Source organism: Pseudomonas sp. GL-B-12, from assembly GCF_019955895.1.
In the GTDB taxonomy this organism is placed as follows: domain Bacteria; phylum Pseudomonadota; class Gammaproteobacteria; order Pseudomonadales; family Pseudomonadaceae; genus Aquipseudomonas.
This window is the reverse complement of the sequence record NZ_JAHBCX010000035.1, coordinates 20,307-37,461: the sequence shown is the minus strand read 5'-3', so window position 1 is coordinate 37,461 and position 17,155 is coordinate 20,307. Positions and strand designations below refer to the sequence as shown.

At 57.4% G+C, this 17,155-nt stretch carries 10 protein-coding genes and 1 pseudogene; 7 read left to right on the top strand and 4 right to left on the bottom strand.

What is annotated here, in order from left to right; all coding sequences use genetic code 11:
- Positions 1-395 precede the first annotated feature (395 nt).
- Positions 396-4,782, top strand: a pseudogene (locus KGA85_RS19935) (amino acid adenylation domain-containing protein).
- A 220-nt stretch (positions 4,783-5,002) separates the two neighbouring features.
- Here KGA85_RS19935 and KGA85_RS19930 read toward each other — a convergent pair.
- Positions 5,003-5,329 carry a helix-turn-helix domain-containing protein gene (locus KGA85_RS19930; protein ID WP_223456873.1) on the bottom strand — a complete coding sequence of 109 codons (327 nt, stop codon included), beginning with the start codon at positions 5,327-5,329 and terminating at the stop codon, positions 5,003-5,005.
- A 457-nt stretch (positions 5,330-5,786) separates the two neighbouring features.
- Between KGA85_RS19930 and KGA85_RS19925 the strand changes: the two genes are divergently transcribed.
- From KGA85_RS19925 to KGA85_RS19900, 6 genes are all read left to right on the top strand, one after another.
- A complete protein-coding gene (locus tag KGA85_RS19925) occupies positions 5,787-6,842 on the top strand; it encodes a hypothetical protein (protein WP_223456871.1) in 1,056 nt (351 codons plus the stop codon).
- 560 nt (positions 6,843-7,402) lie between these two features.
- Positions 7,403-7,918, top strand: coding sequence for a CS1 type fimbrial major subunit (locus KGA85_RS19920; RefSeq protein WP_223456869.1), 516 nt, complete (start codon positions 7,403-7,405; stop codon positions 7,916-7,918).
- A gap of 104 nt (positions 7,919-8,022) precedes the next feature.
- Positions 8,023-10,545: a TcfC E-set like domain-containing protein gene (locus KGA85_RS19915; protein ID WP_223543335.1), complete on the top strand. Its 2,523-nt coding sequence runs from the start codon at positions 8,023-8,025 to the stop codon at positions 10,543-10,545.
- A gap of 50 nt (positions 10,546-10,595) precedes the next feature.
- A complete protein-coding gene (locus tag KGA85_RS19910; protein WP_223533336.1) occupies positions 10,596-11,816 on the top strand; it encodes a hypothetical protein in 1,221 nt (406 codons plus the stop codon).
- A 57-nt stretch (positions 11,817-11,873) separates the two neighbouring features.
- The gene (locus tag KGA85_RS19905; RefSeq protein WP_223456863.1) at positions 11,874-12,611 is read left to right on the top strand and encodes a molecular chaperone; all 738 of its coding nucleotides are present in this window, start codon (positions 11,874-11,876) and stop codon (positions 12,609-12,611) included.
- A gap of 268 nt (positions 12,612-12,879) precedes the next feature.
- Positions 12,880-13,692 carry an alpha/beta fold hydrolase gene (locus KGA85_RS19900; protein WP_223456861.1) on the top strand — a complete coding sequence of 271 codons (813 nt, stop codon included), beginning with the start codon at positions 12,880-12,882 and terminating at the stop codon, positions 13,690-13,692.
- Between the two features lie 94 nt (positions 13,693-13,786).
- Here KGA85_RS19900 and dsbG read toward each other — a convergent pair whose 3' ends face one another.
- Genes dsbG through dsbD form a run of 3 tightly spaced genes read right to left on the bottom strand, consistent with a single transcriptional unit; the run spans position 13,787 to position 17,126 of the window.
- Complete coding sequence (gene dsbG, locus KGA85_RS19895) at positions 13,787-14,554, bottom strand: thiol:disulfide interchange protein DsbG (RefSeq protein WP_046040574.1); 768 nt, start codon at positions 14,552-14,554, stop codon at positions 13,787-13,789.
- Positions 14,530-15,384, bottom strand: coding sequence for a TlpA disulfide reductase family protein (locus KGA85_RS19890; protein WP_223456853.1), 855 nt, complete (start codon positions 15,382-15,384; stop codon positions 14,530-14,532). The genes dsbG and KGA85_RS19890 overlap by 25 nt, the downstream gene beginning before the upstream one ends.
- On the bottom strand, positions 15,384-17,126 hold the full coding sequence (dsbD, locus tag KGA85_RS19885; RefSeq protein WP_223543334.1) for a protein-disulfide reductase DsbD: 1,743 nt from the start codon (positions 17,124-17,126) through the stop codon (positions 15,384-15,386). The genes KGA85_RS19890 and dsbD overlap by 1 nt, the downstream gene beginning before the upstream one ends.
- Between the last annotated feature and the right edge of the window lie 29 nt (positions 17,127-17,155).

Here is a 17,155-nt window from a genome sequence, read left to right as displayed (position 1 = left end):
GGAAATCACCCTGCTGCCAAAAGGTTAGTGGGACGGCGAATGAACCGGGGGGCCGTCCTACAGATCGAGCGCCAAATTAGGCTTAATGATAATTATTCTCAAATGAGAAAAATAACTAATGCGCTTCAAAAATGCAGAGTGATAACTGCGACACGCTGACTCACTTCCGTCCGCTTTGTGTTCCAGCCAGCGACTAATTATTTCAAGACGCCATCCGTTCTCATTGGTGAATGGAACAGCGCAATCCTCATAACCCTGTAGGAGCGAGCTCGCTCCGGGCGGCGTTCCGACGATGCTCGTCAACGATGGCGATGGGCGCCTGACACCCCGCGGCGTTCTCCGGATTTTCGCGAGCAGGCTCGCTCCTACCAAGCCGAATTCAGGCAGGAAACCTCATGACTGACGCGTTCGAACTCCCCAGTACAATGGTCCAAGCCCTTCAGCGCCGCGCGGCCCTGACGCCGGATCGGGTGGCCCTGCGCTTTCTCGCCGAGACCCCGGATCAGGCTGTGGTGCTCAGCTATCGCGAACTGGACCTGCGGGCGCGGACGATTGCCGGTGCGTTGCAGGCTCAAGCGGAGTTTGGCGACCGCGCCGTGTTGCTGTTCCCCTGCGGCCCGGATTACGTCGCTGCGTTCTTCGGTTGCCTGTACGCCGGGGTGATCGCGGTGCCGGCCTACCCGCCGGAGTCGACGCGCCGTCATCATCAGGAGCGCCTGTTGTCGATCATCAGCGATGCCCAGCCGCGCTTGCTGCTGACCAGCGCCGGGCTGCGTGATGCGTTGCAGCAAATCGACGGGGCGCCGCCGTTGCTGTGTGTCGATACCCTCGACGGTGCACTGGCCGAGCGCTGGGTCGCGGCGCACTTGCAGGACGATCACATCGCCTTCCTTGCAATACACCTCCGGCTCCACCGCGCTGCCTAAAGGCGTGCAAGTCAGCCACGGCAATCTGGTGGCCAACGAATTGCTGATTCGACACGGTTTCGGTATTGACCTGAACCCCGACGACGTCATCGTCAGCTGGCTGCCGCTGTACCACGACATGGGCCTGATCGGCGGCCTGTTGCAGCCGATTTTCAGCAGCGTGCCTTGCGTGTTGATGTCTCCGGCGTACTTCCTCGGCCGGCCGTTGCGCTGGCTGGAGGCGATCAGCGAATACGGCGGCACCATCAGCGGCGGGCCGGATTTTGCCTATCGCTTGTGCAGCGAGCGGGTCAGCGAGTCGGCCCTGGAGCGGCTTGACCTGAGTGGCTGGCGCGTGGCGTATTCCGGTTCCGAACCGATTCGCCTCGACACCCTGGAGCGCTTCGCCGAAAAGTTCTCCACCTGTGGCTTCAGCGCGGACAGTTTCATGGCCTCCTACGGTCTGGCCGAAGCCACCTTGTTCGTGGCCGGCACAGCGCGCGGTAAAGGCATCGGCAACCTGCGGGTGGACGATCAGGCCCTGGCGCAGAACCGTGTCGAAGTGGACGAGGGCAGCCCGATCATGAGTTGCGGTATCAGCCAACCGGCGCACGCGGTGCTGATCATCGACCCGGTCTCGCTCAGCGAACAGGCCGACAACGTCGAAGGCATGCTGCTGCACACCTTGCTGGAGCCGGGCACCGGCCTGTACTACATGCAGGACCGCTACCGCATCAACAGCGAACTCGACCCGCTGCGTTTCGCCCAGGCCTGGCAAGCGGTGATCGCCCGCCACGAAGCCTTGCGCGCGTCGTTCTGCTGGAACGTCGGCGAAGACATGCTGCAAGTGATCCACAAACCGGGCAGCACGCCGATCGAATACTTCGACTGGAGCGATCTCGCCGAAGCCGAGCAAGAGCCGAAGTTGCAAACCGTGCTCAAGACCGAACGCGAGGCCGGGTTCGATCTGCTCAACCAGGCACCCTTCCACTTGCGTTTGATCCGTGTGGGCGCGGCGCGCTACTGGTTCATGATGAGCAACCACCACATCCTCATCGATGCCTGGTGCCGTTCGCTGCTGATGAACGATTTCTTCGAGATCTACAGCGCCCTCGGCGAAGGCCGGGAAGCGCAGCTGGCGGTGCCGCCACGTTATCGCGACTACATCGGCTGGCTGCAACACCAAAGCCTGGCCGAAGCACGGAAGTGATGGAAAACTAACCTGCAGGGTTTCGAACGGACCACACCGATCCCGAGTGACCGGCCATTGCTGCGCGAACATGCCGGCGACAGCGGCGGCATGATCGTCGGCGACCGCTACACAAGGCTCGATGCCCGGGACGGCGCACAATTGCGCGAACTGGCCCAGGCCCATCAGTTGACCATCAATACCTTCGCGCAGGCGGCGTGGGCGCTGGTGCTACGGCGCTTGAGCGGTGATCGCGACGTGCTGTTCGGCGTCACCGTGGCCGGGCGTCCGGTGGACATGCCCCAGATGCAGCGCACCGTCGGACTGTTCATCAACAGCATCGCGCTGCGGGTGAAAATGCCCGAGGACGGTCAGCGTTGCAGCGTGCGTCAGTGGCTCACCGGTTTGCTCGACAACAACATGCAACTGCGCGAGTACGAATACCTGCCGCTGGTGAACATCCAGGAGCAAAGCGAACTGCCCAAAGGCCAGCCGCTGTTCGACAGCCTATTCGTGTTCGAAAACGCCCCGGTGGAAGTCTCGGTGCTGGACCGTGCGCAGAGCCTCAACGCGACCTCGGATTCAGGCCGCACGCACACCAACTTCCCGCTGACGGCGGTGTGCTATCCAGGTGATGATCTGGGCTTGCACCTGTCCTACGACCAGCGCTACTTCGATGAGGCCACGGTCGAGCGCATGCTCGGCGAGTTCAAGCGTTTGCTGCTGGCGCTGGTGGACGGCTTCCATGGCGACATGGCCGACCTGCCGTTGCTGGGGGCGCAGGAGCAGGATTTCCTTCTCCATGGCTGCAACCAGAGCGAACGCGACTACCCGCTGGAGCAGAGCTACGTCGCATTGTTCGAAACCCAGGTCGCCCGACACCCGCAGCGGATCGCCGCCAGTTGCCTTGACCGGCAGTACAGTTATCTGGAGCTGAACCAGCGCAGTAACCGCCTCGGCCATGCGTTGATCGCCGCCGGTGTCGGGCGCGATCAACCGGTGGCGTTGCTGGCCGAACGCAACCTCGATTTGCTGGGCATGATCATCGGCAGCTTCAAGGCGGGGGCGGGTTACCTGCCGCTGGACCCGGGTTTGCCGGGTCAGCGTCTGAGCCGGATCATCGAACTGAGCCGCACGCCATTGCTGGTGTGCACGCAAGCGTGCCGTGAGCAGGCGCAGGCCTTGCTCGAGGAGTTCGGCTGCGACAGCCGGCCACGGCTGCTGGTCTGGGAGGAAGTCCAGGCCCTTGCGCTGTCGGCGGACAATCCTGGTCTTTACAGCAGCCCGGACAACCTGGCCTACGTGATCTACACCTCCGGATCCACCGGGTTGCCCAAAGGCGTGATGGTTGAACAGCGCGGCATGCTCAACAACCAGTTGAGCAAGGTGCCGTACCTGAACCTGAGCGACGCTGATGTGATTGCGCAAACCGCCTCGCAAAGCTTCGACATTTCCGTGTGGCAGTTCCTCGCCGCGCCGTTGTTCGGTGCGCGGGTGGATATCGTGCCAAACACCATCGCCCACGATCCCCAGGGCTTGCTGGCGCATGTCGCGACCCAGGGCATCACCGTGCTGGAAAGCGTGCCGTCGCTGATCCAGGGCATGCTCGCCCAGGAGCGCATGAGCCTCGACGGTCTGCGCTGGATGCTGCCGACCGGTGAGGCGATGCCACCGGAGCTGGCGCACCAATGGTTGCAGCGCTATCCGGACATCGGCCTGGTAAACGCCTACGGTCCGGCGGAGTGCTCGGATGATGTGGCGTTCTTCCGTGTCGATCTGGCCTCGACCCGCGGCAGCTTTTTGCCGATCGGTACGCCGACCGACAATAACCTGTTGTATGTGCTCGATGACGCGCTTGATCTGGTGCCGTTGGGCGCGGTGGGTGAACTGTGCGTGGCAGGAACCGGAGTCGGCCGTGGCTATGTCAGCGATCCGCTGCGCACGGCACCGGTGTTTGTGCCGAACCCGTTCGGCGCACCGGGCGAGCGTCTGTATCGCACTGGCGATCTGGCCCGCCGTCGCAGCGATGGCGTGCTGGAGTATGTCGGCCGGGTCGACCACCAGGTGAAGATTCGCGGCTACCGCATCGAGCTGGGCGAAATCGAAGCACGCTTGCATGAACAAGCGGAAATCCGTGACGCAGCGGTCGGTGTGCAGGAAGGCGTCAACGGCAAGCACCTGGTTGGCTATCTGGTCGCGGCCGATGCTTCGCTTGATTCAAGCGAGCGACTGGAGCGAATCAAGCTGCGACTGCGTGCCGAACTGCCGGAGTACATGGTGCCACTGCACTGGTTGTGGCTGGACAAACTGCCGCTCAATGCCAACGGCAAACTGGATCGCAAGGCGCTACCGGCGCTGGAGATCGGCCAGATTGGGAGTCAGGATTACCAAGCGCCGCGCAATGACCTGGAACAGACCCTTGCCGACATTTGGGCCGAGGTGTTGAAGGTCGAACAGGTGGGCGTTCGCGACAACTTCTTCGAGCTGGGCGGACATTCGCTGCTGGCCACGCAAATCGCCTCGCGGGTGCAGAAAACCCTGCAGCGGGACGTGCCACTGCGGGCGATGTTCGAATGCAGTACGGTGGAGGAGTTGGCCGGGTACATCGATGGATTGGCGGCGAGTGAGATCACCGAGGAGAAGGTGGATCGTTTGAATGATTTGATGGCGGAGTTGGAGGGGATTTGATTCTCTAGCGGGCTCCACGGGAATGCTGAGCTGGCCTAAGGATTTTGGACACTTCAATCGGGCGCCATGATGGCGCCCCAGTCTGTGGTAATCCCTGCATACCGCTGCGGGCGATGAACGAGTGCAGCGCGGTGGAGGAACTGGCCGGGTCAACCCCCGGCGAGCCGGACTCTGTCAAGTCAACCTTATGCACGTTGGTGCGCTACAAACGTCTTGATGCTCATCGAGTTTTCTGTTCAGCCGATAGATGAAGTTCTGCCTCTCCCCCCAAGTGAAATATTCCCATTTCAAGTGCTTTGACCAGCGCAAGCCAGCGCGAGCTGACGCCGAATTTTCGACGAATATTGCAGAAGTGATAATTAACCCCCGCCTCAGTGCAATTGAGGATCCGTCCGATCTCCCAGGACGATTTGCCATTGGCGCACCACTTCAGGATCTCCTGCTCTCTGGCGGAGAGTTTCGGGCGGACTTGAGGTGTATTCGCGTAGCCGTGTGGCTTGGCGGGCGGTGTTTTAGATCGGGCCTGGGCTGGGCTCGCAGAATACATGGCTGGTCTCCCGGGGTAGGGGCGCCTTGGAGGGCGGTGAGTAACTCCAGGACTGTGTTATAGCGCGATTTTGGGTGGTTGAAACCTGTAAGAAATAACAGTTCGGGGCGCTGTGTTCGTGGGCTGTTTGCGAGTGCAGTGGAATCGATCATCCAGGTGTTCAGGTCGACCAGAGCCCGAAGCGCTCGGGCCTGTCTCGTCAAGCGGCGCCCGAGCCGAGCCTCCATAGGATGTCCAAACCCCGACTGCCGGATGCTTACGGCCATTTCACTGCTGGGAAAGGTTAACGTGGCAGTCTTTTCAAATGGCGACGCAGTCGCCGCAAGTTGTTCGGAGTTTCTCTAGCAGAACTGATAGTGTGTTTGGAGGCGGAGTTGTGTTTAAGTATTGATGTATTTCATTAGTCTGAAATACGGGAGGTCGATTTATTTTTTAGTTTATTATGAAGGGATGAAAAATGACTAATTTGGTGAGCGATTTCGCAATTAGCAATGCGCTTCAAATCAGAACGGATTGGGAGGATTATTATGCCGTAAAGGTTAGCTGGCCAGTTTCCGACGAATTTACTGAATATCGTCTTATGGGGGCGCCAGGATTGCCTATTAATCTAGCTGAGAGTGAAATAACGCTAACTTCGTTGAGCCCGGATACGATGTATCGGCTCTCTCTTTATGGAAGGCAGAAGCACAATGGCCAATGGGGCAGTGAGGGGCCTAAGCATGATGTAAGGACAAAAAGTACTAAACTTCACCTCTGGGTGACTGACGTTACAAAGACATCTTTCAAGTTGAATTGGCCAGGTGACACACAACGAGTAAAAGTGAAAATTGATAATGGTCCGGAAGAGACTCATCATAGTTCGAACCGTTGGAAGATAGTTAATGCAAGGCCTGGTCAGTCAGTAAGGTGTAGTGTTAGGTTGGATAATGCACAGGAATGGAATGACCTTGATTTTACGATGCCTAGAGACCTGCCGACCGCACCTGCCTATTTAGGTAAGTTTGAGCACACCAGCAATTCGGTTTTGTTGCATTGGGGGCCGGGAGCTGTCGATGGCGGTAAGATTCTTTACAGGGTGCGGCGCGATGAAGTAGTGCTTGAAGAAACAGAAGATACTGCTTACAGGGATTTAACCCCAGAGCAAGGCCGCACTTATGTTTATAGCGTTTGTACAGTCGATGATCAGTACAACGAATCGGAGCGGACTACACTGACCCTCAGGTTCGATGACCTTACCCCTCCCACAGAAATATCAAACTTGAGAACCACTGATCTTAACCTGCAGGTGCTCTGGGATTCGGCGTATGACTCTTCCGAGCGTCTTAAATACCATGTGTATCTGAATGGTGACCATAAGGGAACCACGGATGAGACGGCATTTTCTATTACCGAGATGGAGTCAGGGAAGCGCTATCAGATCTGTGTAGAGGCTGAGGATGCTTCCGGTAATAAATCAGAACAAGTATGTACAAGCTATCCGCCTATCGGCATTCCTTTAAAGCGCAAGCAATAACCGTGTAACGTCGTTGGCTTTGCGCGCTTGACCCAGTCCCGATGCCCAGGCATCGGGACTTTTGGTGCTTGGGGTCTGTTGCGTTGCATGCCTTGCCAATCGGTGACAGTCGTAAAAGTCCTTCTTTCAAACCGCTGTGTGTTTCCGCCTTAACTGACGCACTGAATGCCACGCCCCCTCGATCTGCCTGTACGCAGATGCTCCCTTCGCTCGTGCCACCAATCTATAGGTGCGCCTTGGTTTTCGAACCCTGATCCTTCTTGTGCTTGATAACGCTGATACTCCTTATTTTGAGGTTGTCAGCCGAATACTCGCCCCTGCATTTGTAGCGAAAATACCTACAAGCATTAAACAGAAGGTGTGGAAGCTTCCTCTACGGGTGGGGAATAAATCCTACAAGTAGATCGGATAAGTCTTGCATACCCGTCCTTCAGAAAGCGCGAAGATGCGCCCCGTTGAAATGCAATGCCAACTCTCTTGTTGGTATGACAACCCGGTGCTGGACTTTCGTCACTTGGCTGAAGCTTGCACTCTTACTTAGCTGTTTAAAGGTGAATTTAATGTTCAAGAAAGTTGCAATGTCTACCTCTGTGCTGGCTTTGGCTTTGGCTTCTTCGGCTGCACTGGCTGTTCCTCAGCAACATGATATTACTGTAATTGCTGATATTCCGGGCACTGATTTTTATGTGCAACCGGAAGACATGAGCACCATTCGCGACGAGCAACGCCTGCTTTGGAATCAGACGACCTCGAAGTTGGAAGGTATTACCCGGATGTTCAAGGTTAAGAGTTCCACTGGTGCTGCGGCAGGTCCTGATGTTGAGGCAACTCTTATGGAAGCCGCTGAAATTGTGGATATTGCCAACGCGAGTAACAAAATTAACTTGAACGTAAGCTTTAATGGTCGTGCATTGACGACTGTAGGCACCCCTGTCGTGGTTGTTGACAGTGGAGATGCGACAACTGAAATGCGAGCGCCTCTGGTAATTACCCCAGTTGAGCCAGCCAGCCCAGGTTACGTTGAAGGTAACTACCGCGGTTTCGTTAAAGTGATGTTCGACGCGCCATCGCCATAATGGTGAGTGGATTCTAACTGTCAGTACGTTGTTTGTGTGGCCGGCGCTCTAAGCCGGCCGCATTCTTCCTTGCGCATGCAAGCGCTAACTTGAGAAATATTTCCATGTTTTCGAAAGCTCCTATCGCAGGAGTGCTTGCGCTAATTATTTGCGCGGGTGCGCTTGCCAGTGAATCCAAACCTGCGGATAAATCCGTCAGTTTGCTGCAACAGGCTGAAGGCTTACCCGCGGAGTTTCATGAATTCTTTTTTGATGTGCCATTGGCTGTTCGCGTCGAAGTCGACCAACAGTTTCTGGGTGAGGCCATGATCCTGTTGACCCGAGATGAGCGGGTCACGTTGATCAATTTTACCGATACCCGCAACAGCGACCTGACTTCGACCGAACGTGATGAGTGGTCTGCGTTCTTGAGCCAGGGCGTGGCGCTGGGATCGTGCAAAAGCGCCTGCCCTCGGCAATTGCAGTCGGTTCACTACAGCCTTGCAGACTCCATGGTGTCGCTGGTAACGGCCAATGCCGAGCGCGACCCGCAAACCCGACAGTTTCACGATCAACCGGAAGGCGGCAGCGTCGGGTTGATTGTGCGCAATCAATTGAACATCAGCGGCGGTCAGGAGCAGAACGCGGCCGGTCGTTATGGCCTGGAGGCAAGTGCGAGCCTGGGCAACTGGACTAACACGTTCAACGCTCAACTTTCGCGCATGTCCGGGGTAGACACTGGCATCAAGCACGCGGTTCACGAGTTGCATGCCCAGCGGGAACTGGAAGGCAACTTCTTTCGTGCCGGGTACTTTACGCCCAGCGCCCAGGGTTTGACTCGGTCAGCGCGGACAATCGGCGCCGGCCCCGATACAGTGTTGGGCATGATGTACGGCAGTTCCGACAGCCTGGCGGTCGACGACCCTAAGCCGAGCCTCTATCCGATTTCGGTGACCGCCAATCGACAGGCGATGGTGGAGATTTATCGTAACGGGGTGCTGATCAACAGTCAGCAGGTGGCCAGCGGCCTTCAGACTCTGGACACGCGTCCGTTGCCGGGCGGCATCTACGAGGTGGAAGTACGCCTGATCGAAGACGGTCAAGTGATTTCCACCAACCAAGAGCTTATTTACAAGCCCACCAACTGGCGCAACCCGGAAAATCGCTGGCGTTACAACCTGTTTGCCGGTCGCGAAAGCAAGTTGCTCAGCAATTGGCAAGAAAGCGATGACGGCGATCTGACGGCAGGCGCTGCCTTCAACTTTCTGCTGCACCCACGAGTGGTCCTGGGCTTGTCCGCCCGACAGGTCAAGGAGCAGATGCAACTGGGCACTTCCGCGGAGTTGACGGTGAGCGACAAGACCTCCGTCTTTACCAGCCTGTCCCAGACCAAGGGCGAAGGCACGGGCGTGGAAGTGCAGGGCGTGCATCACTACAACGGTGGCAGTCTGGTGTTGCGCCACCAGCGCAGTTGGCTGGACACACGCAACACTTACGAAACGCTGCCGGACGGAACGCACATCCGCCAACGCAATACGTACAACGGGCAAACCAGCAACACGTCGCTGTCGATGAGCCAACGCCTGAGCAGTAAGAGTTCGATCAGTGCGCAAATTTCCCATAGCGAGGGTTATTCCGAAGGTATGGGCATCGATTTGAGTTGGACCCGTAATGCACAGTTGTTTGGCAATGCTGCCGACTGGCGCGTGGCCGTGTTCGACCGGCCGGGTACCGTAGGTACTGCCGACCAGCGTAATCGCGGGATCGATATCAGCCTGCGCCTGGCACTGGGTTCAGACGGTCACCAGGTGTCCGGTAGCATCGGTCAGCGTACTTCGCGTGACGGTGGTCGGGATGCCAATGCGTCCGTCACCTATCGTCGGGACCTCAAGGATCACGTTTTGCAAAGCGTATCCGCCACCGCAAGCAGAGATGTATACGGGACCGGCCTGGCGGGCACGGTCGACTTCAAGACTGACCAGGTCAACGGCTCTATGCATGCGCAGCGCTCTTCCTACAACGGTGGTGTCACCGGTGGGTTGAATCTGGACAGTACCCTGGCGGTCAGTGGAAAAAACGTAGTACTTAGCAGCCAGGCCACAACTCGCGAGGCGGGCATGATCGTTGATGTTGAGAGCGACGTGGATGATATCCAGTTGCGCGCCGACGACTTCTCCGGCACCCACTCCACGCTGCGGGCAGGTCGTAATTTCATTCCGGTGTCGGCCTACAAGAACGGTACCGTGAACTTCGATTTCAACGGGACGGATGTACCCGCGGCGACCATCCAGCCGGCGCGTACCACCTATCACTTGAACAAGGGCGGCGTGGACTATCGTCAGGTACGCATTCTGAAGACTGTGACAGTCATGGGCCGCTTGGTGGATGCCGATGGAAAACCGCTGAAAGGCCACCATGTTATCAACCATGCCAGTCGTGGCGTCAGCGAAGTCGATGGGTTCTTTTCCATGGAACTTAGTGAAAAGTCTCCTACACTTGAAGTGCGGCACGACAGTCAGTTGTTATGCCAGTTCAGGCTCGATCCCACCTCCCAGCGTCGAGAGAACGATGTGCTGATGGTAGGCGATCTGCGGTGTCATCCAGACACCTTGGCCGAAGCTGCTTATAAGTCTGAGAAAGCCAGTTGATGGGCACTTATACAACAGCGGTCTGAATATGGCGTACACAGGAAAGTCAAATGAACAAGTTAATGAATCGCCTTGTATTGGCGGGGATGCTTTGCGGGTTTTATCCGGGTTCTGCCCATGCAGCCACATTGAACGTAGATGCAGAAATAAAGCCGGATCCGAGTAATCCGGCCAGTGCTGAAATTATTAACAACACCCCAGTTACCGGATTTTGTGTGGAATACCCGGGCCAATGCGCTAGCAATCGTATTCGAAGTAATACTTTTAATATTACTTTTCAATCGTCTGGGGCTATTCCGCAGGATGGCAACCTGCCCTTTAGTTTTCCAGCGACATGGCGCAAATTTAATGTCGCCCATGAGAGTATTCCTGGCGAAACCGCAGAGATCGAAATCCGAATTGCCGGAGCAGGAACCCGTTATCGCTTGAGTGACACTGCACAAGCGCTGACGGGGCGACCACCGGGTGTCACTCCTCATGAATACCATGTCACTCTTTGGAGGCCCTCATGGGCTAACGCGATTGCCCCCTGTACTTCGGTGATTTCTGATGGTGCTGATCCAAATGGAAGGGACTACACAACTTTCTGGAAAATCTCTGAAGTGGCCAGCACCTGTGGTCCAAGAATCGCACGATTTGCAATTCCGTGGATGACTTTAGACAGGCTCGATGTAGCTTATGAGTTACGAGCCGTTCGCCCGGAAAAACTGATCAGTGGCAACTATGTAGGATCGTATACCTACACAATACCCAGCGACTTGAACATGGGTAATTTGAATGCCAGTGATCCTTCAATGACATTCAACCTGAACCTGTCAGTGAAACAAGACGTCAAGGTCGTCATGTCCTCCGACAGGGTTGCCCTCGCGCCCAAGGGCGGATGGATGGAGTGGATTACTAACGGTCGCAAAGAGGAGAAGTTACTGGGGGACCTGCGGTTTTCCATATTGAGCTCTGCGCCGTTCAAGATGGAACTTACTTGCGAGCGTTTTTTTGGTGAGACTTGTGCGATTGGAAATGGATCCCATCAAGTACCGGTCGATATGAGTGTCAGTCTGCCACCTCCGTGGGTCGATGATATGAGTCAGCCTATATCGCGGCGTCCGCTAACAGTGACCGGCACCGGTTTGCAACATCTAAAACTGATAGGTTTGCCCACTGGGCAGCCCAGTCTTTTGCACTTCGAGGTGCAACCAGACTCAGTTAAGGATATGCAAAGCGACAGCAGTTATCGCGGAACCGTATATGTCACCTTTGATTCGGACATTTAATGGCAGTAGCACGGCCTGAGGCTTAACCAGGCCAGTTTCCAGCACGAGGTTTATCTCATGAATTTTTTTTATACGTTGCTTTGCACATTGATGTTCAGCCTGAGCGCTCATGCAGGCCCGAGCCTGCAAATTGGTACCTTCTATGACTTTATGAGAGGTAATCAAAGTAGTTATCTAAAACGTATTCATAACGGCGGTACATCAACGGCATTCGTAAAAGTCGAGATCAAGGAGATTTTTTACGAGAAGAACGGGGAGTCTCGAGAAGAGCCCTTGAAGACCGTCGAGGGCAGTACTCGCGATGGCCTGGTTGCCAGTCCGGCCCGATTGATCGTGCCAGCCAAGGGCACTCAGGGCACCCGCCTGTTGTATACCGGCGATCGTAGCAAGGAGCGATATTTCCGGGTCCGCTTTTTGCCGGTAGTACCTGAAAAAGAAGATAAATTCGCCGTCGCCGAAAGTGAGCGCGAATCCTATGAAAAGAGCATGTCTGCCGGTTTCAACGTAATGGCGGGTTATGGCTCAGTATTTTTTGTCCGCCCGGCCGATACCCGGTTTGATACCAAAATCGATAACACTGCGGATCGTTATAAAGTGCAAAATAATGGCAATAGCGTAGTTGTCGTCGACGCGTTCAAGGACTGCGCGGCCAAGAACGAAGATGATTGCAAGCCGACCAAAAAAGTACACTTGATTCCAGGTCATGATTTCGCGTTCGACAAACAAGCGGGTCGAGTCTATCGCTACAACCTGATCGAGGACGAAAAGAAAACACCTGTGCAAGTGAAGGGGTAGTTAGCGTTCATGAGTCATGTTTCCCAAACCAGACAGGCAGGCAAGTGGGACATGGATCAGCGCTGGGATAGTTCGGTTTGCGTGGCCACTGTCATTTTGACTATGGCCACGCTTGCTTTTAGGGGCTGATTACCAGTCATCGAGGGCCTGGCGGCCAGCTACATCACCGGAGAGAAGGCGGTGGCACAAACGCACACACTCCAGCGATTGACGAGGGACTGTCAGCCACTCAGTCTTCCGGCTCCATTTTTACTCGCGGAGACAGTCGATGCCCTACGTAACGATAGATGGACAAGCCCATCACTACATCGATCAAGGCACCGGCCCGGCGGTACTGCTGGCCGGTAGTTACCTGTGGGACCAGGCCATGTGGGCGCCGCAGATTGCCGCGCTGTCGCAACAGTATCGGGTGATAGCTATGGACCTCTGGGGACACGGCCAATCCGGGCCGTTGCCTGTCGGTACGACGTCGCTGGATGACCTGGCGCGTCAGGCATTGGTCTTGCTCGACCACCTGGACATCGAGCGGGTCACACTGGTCGGCCTGTCGGTGGGCGGCATGTGGGGCGTGCGCCTGGCGCTGTCGGCAGCGTACCGGCTCAATGGCCTGGTGTTGATGGACACCTACGTCGGCGCCGAACCGGAGCCGACTCGCCAGTATTATTTTTCACTGTTGAAGCAGATCGAAGAGGCGGGTTTCATCACTCCAGCGCTGCTGGATATCGTGGTGCCGATTTTCTTCCGGCCGGGCATTAATCCGCAGTCGGCGCTCTACCGGAATTTTCGTGCTTCCCTGGCGGGTCTACCCTCGGATCGCCTGCGTGAAAGCATCGTGCCGATGGGGCGGATCACATTTGGGCGGGATGACCAGTTATCACGTCTGGGCGAACTGGACGCAGCGACCACTTTGGTGATGTGCGGCGATCAGGACAAGCCTCGGCCACCGAGTGAAGCCCGTGAAATGGCCGAGTTGATTGGCTGCCCGTGTGTGCTGGTGCCAGAGGCTGGGCATATTTCCAATCTGGAGAATCCCGGGTTTGTGACTGAAACTCTGTTGGCATTTTTGGCCGGCAGGGCTTAGTCGAATCTACCGACGCCATCGCGAGCAGGCTCGCTCCCACAGGCAATCGCCTATCCCTGTGGGAGCGAGCCTGCTCGCGATAGGGGCGCAGAAGTCACTTCGGTCCGAGAATCTTCGCCAGTTTGTCCGGCGAAGGCGCGCCTTGCTGCTGTTGCAGATTACCCTTGTCGTCCATGTAGAAAATCGCCGGCGTCGCCTGCAACTCCAGCTCTTCCATCAATTGCATGTTGGCCGCGAATTTTGCCTGAATCGCTGGCGGTACTTCCTTCAAGGCTTTGAGCGAACTGTCCTTGCCAGCGGCTTCGTGGTCCTGCAGGGCCTTTTCCGGGTCTTTGGCGGCGAGCAGTGCGGCGGATTTGCCCGGGCTGTCTTCGCGGATGATGCCCACCATGATGTGACGCAGTTGCACCTTGCCGGCCTTGACCCACGGCCGGGCCTGTTCCCAGAACATGTTGCAGTACGGGCAGTTCGGGTCACTGAACAGGTACACCACGCGCGGCGCATCCTTCTTGCCGTCGCCGATCCAGTTGCTGGTTTCGAACTTGGCCCAGACTTCCTTGGCCATCGGGGCATACACCAGTTTTTGCAATGGCGCACTGCTCAGGTCATTGCCCTCGGCGTCATACAGGTTGCCCAGCAACACGTGTTTGCCATCCGGGGTCAGGTACAGCGCCATGCCGCGGTTCTGGTATTGCGCGGCATAACCGCGCAAGCCGTCGGGGGCGTCGAACTGGCCGACGATTTTCGCGCCCTTGGCCTCGATTTTCTTGATCGCATCGGGCAACTCTTCGGCCTGCACCGATGGCAGGTGCAACAGGGCGGCACCGAGGCTCAGGGTCAGCAGGTGGCGGAGGCGGGGCATGGCAATTTCCTTGAAGAGGTGGCGGGTACGGTGTCGAAGTTTTCCAGCGCGCGGGCCAGGCTGGCTTCCGACAACTCGCCCAGATGGCTACCCAGCAGGCGACCTTCGGGGTTGTAGAACAGCGTAGTCGGCAATGCCATGGAACCGACGGCCTGGCTCAGACGCCCGCTGCCGTCGAACAGCACGTTGGACAGGCTCAGGCCCTGGGTTTCCAGAAAGGTCGCGACGCTTTGCATGCTTTCCGCCTGATTGACGAACAGGAACGTCAGGTCCGGTCGTTGTTGCTGGGCGTTTTCCAGCACCGGCATTTCCCGGCGGCACGGTGGGCACCAGGTGGCCCAGAGATTGATCACTAAGGGGCCGCCCTTGTAGTCGGCCAGTTGCACGGTTTCGCCGGCGGCGTTGCGCAGGGTGATTTCCGGCAGGCGTGTGCCTTGTTCATAAATCGACAGGGAGAAGGTCGCCAACAGCCAGAACACCAGGCCACTGACCACGCCATAGCCCAATGGACGGCGCAGACCCGGGCGACGCCAGCCGCGATACAGCGTGGCGAGCAAAACCACGACCACCCCCGGCCAGGCGAGAAAACCGCCATCGCGCAGGTCGATGACCTGCCACGGATCATTGCGATAGTGCACCCAATAGGCCGCCACGAAACTGATTCGGGCCGCCAGCATGCCTAGTAGGAACAGGCTGAACAGCACCGACTCGGGGTTTTCACCACCACGCTTGGCGACCCGCCAGCCGACAAAAGTGGCCAGCGCCAGCGCACTGATTAGCAGCAAGTGATTAAGCGCGATGGCAAAGGTGCCGAGGGTGAAGGTCAGCATTAACGGGCGTCTCGGGTGTTGGTCCAGCGTTGCAGGAAAGTATCGGCATCGACCTCGCCGGTGATGCGCTGGCTGCGACGCTCTTCACCGTCCACGCCAATCCACAGCAGGCTCGGCGGCCCTGGCACTTTGTAGCGGCCGAGCAGTTCGCGGCTGGCGGCATTGTCGGCGGTGACGTCCAGTCGGAGCAAGCGCACATCGCCCAAGGCTTCGAGGACACGGGTTTTGCCGAAGACCTGTTTTTCCATGACCTTGCACGACACGCACCAGTCGGCGTAGTAGTCCAGCAGCACCCACTGGCCCTGATCCTGCGCGGCGTCGAGTTCCCGTTGCAGTGCCTGTGGATCCTTGATGGTGGTGAAGGCATCGTGGCCAACCGGCACGGCGGCCACAGCCTGGTTCGAGGCGCGGTAGACCTGCAATGGCTTGAACGGATCATCGCCGCCACCGGCCGCACCGATCACCAACAGGCCACCCCATAAACCGAGCAGCAACGAACTGGCGCCAAACAGGTGCGCGATACGGCCAAAACCTTCCGACTGTTTCCAGGCGCTGTAGGCGGCGATCAACAGCAGCGCGCCGCACAAGCCGACCCACAGGGATTCGTCCAGCACCGGGCGCAGCATCAACAAGGCGGTGGCGAGGAACAGTAAGCCGAAAATGCCTTTGATCAGGTTCATCCAGGCCCCAGGCTTGGGCATGAAGCGATTGCCGACGGTCACCAGCAACAGCAGCGGCACACCGATGCCGATGCCCATGGCGAACAGAATCAATCCGCCATGCAATGCGTTACCGCTTTGCGCGATGTAGAGCAGGGCGCCGGCCAGCGGTGCGGTCATGCACGGGCCGACCAGCAGACCGGACAGCGCCCCCAGCACCCCGGCGCCGATCAGGTTGCCGCCGCGCTGATTGCGCGAGACGTTTTCCAGGCGATCACGCACGGCGACCGGCAGTTGCAGTTCGAAGAAGCCGAACATCGGCAGCGCCAGCAGCACGAAAATCGCCGCGAAACTCCCCAGCAGCCAGGGGTTCTGCAACCAGGCTTGCAGGTTCGCCCCTAGGGAGGCGGCCAGGACACCCATCGCCGCATACACCAGCGCCATGCTGATTACGTAACTGCTGGCCAGGGCAAATCCACGTTTGGGCGTGGCGCCGCTGCCGACGATCAACCCGGCCAGAATCGGCAGCATTGGCAATGAACAAGGCGTGAAGGCCAGCAACAGGCCCAGGCCGAAGAACAGCAAAAGGCTCCAGCCAAGCGCCCGTTGTTGCAGGCTGCTGGCCAGCGCCTGGTCCGGTGCTTCAGTGGCTGCATTCAGTGCATTGGTATTACCCAGGTCGACGACTCTGGTTTGTGGCGGATAACACAAACCGGCATCGGCGCAGCCCTGGTAACTGACCTTGACCTGACCACTGGCACCCGCCGGAATCTTCAGTTCCAGGCCCTGACGGTAGACTTGCTGTTCACCGAAAAACTCGTCGCTGTGGGCTTCACCTTCCGGCAACGCAGGATGCTGTTCGACAGACAATCCGTCGAACTTCAAGCGTTTCTGGTACAGGTAATAGCCGTCGGTGATCTGCCAATAGAGCTGGGTTTCACCGGATTCCAGACGTTCGGAAGTGAAGGTGAAGGCTTTGTCGACGGAAAGAAAGTCGGGTTTGGTTTCAAAAGGATTGTTGCCAGCCTGGGCCTGACTCAGGCTGGCAAACAATGCCAGCAGCAAGAAAACGAAGTAACGCATCGACAACACCTGGGGCTTACATAATTCAT

Coding starts and splice junctions, on each gene's coding strand:
- KGA85_RS19920 (WP_223456869.1), top strand. CDS start 7,403: ATGTTCAAGAAAGTTGCAATGTCTACCTCTGTGCTGGCTTTGGCTTTG.
- dsbD (WP_223543334.1), bottom strand. CDS start 17,126: ATGCGTTACTTCGTTTTCTTGCTGCTGGCATTGTTTGCCAGCCTGAGT.
- KGA85_RS19890 (WP_223456853.1), bottom strand. CDS start 15,384: ATGCTGACCTTCACCCTCGGCACCTTTGCCATCGCGCTTAATCACTTG.
- KGA85_RS19900 (WP_223456861.1), top strand. CDS start 12,880: ATGCCCTACGTAACGATAGATGGACAAGCCCATCACTACATCGATCAA.
- KGA85_RS19905 (WP_223456863.1), top strand. CDS start 11,874: ATGAATTTTTTTTATACGTTGCTTTGCACATTGATGTTCAGCCTGAGC.
- KGA85_RS19925 (WP_223456871.1), top strand. CDS start 5,787: ATGACTAATTTGGTGAGCGATTTCGCAATTAGCAATGCGCTTCAAATC.
- KGA85_RS19930 (WP_223456873.1), bottom strand. CDS start 5,329: ATGTATTCTGCGAGCCCAGCCCAGGCCCGATCTAAAACACCGCCCGCC.
- KGA85_RS19910 (WP_223533336.1), top strand. CDS start 10,596: ATGAACAAGTTAATGAATCGCCTTGTATTGGCGGGGATGCTTTGCGGG.
- KGA85_RS19915 (WP_223543335.1), top strand. CDS start 8,023: ATGTTTTCGAAAGCTCCTATCGCAGGAGTGCTTGCGCTAATTATTTGC.
- dsbG (WP_046040574.1), bottom strand. CDS start 14,554: ATGCCCCGCCTCCGCCACCTGCTGACCCTGAGCCTCGGTGCCGCCCTG.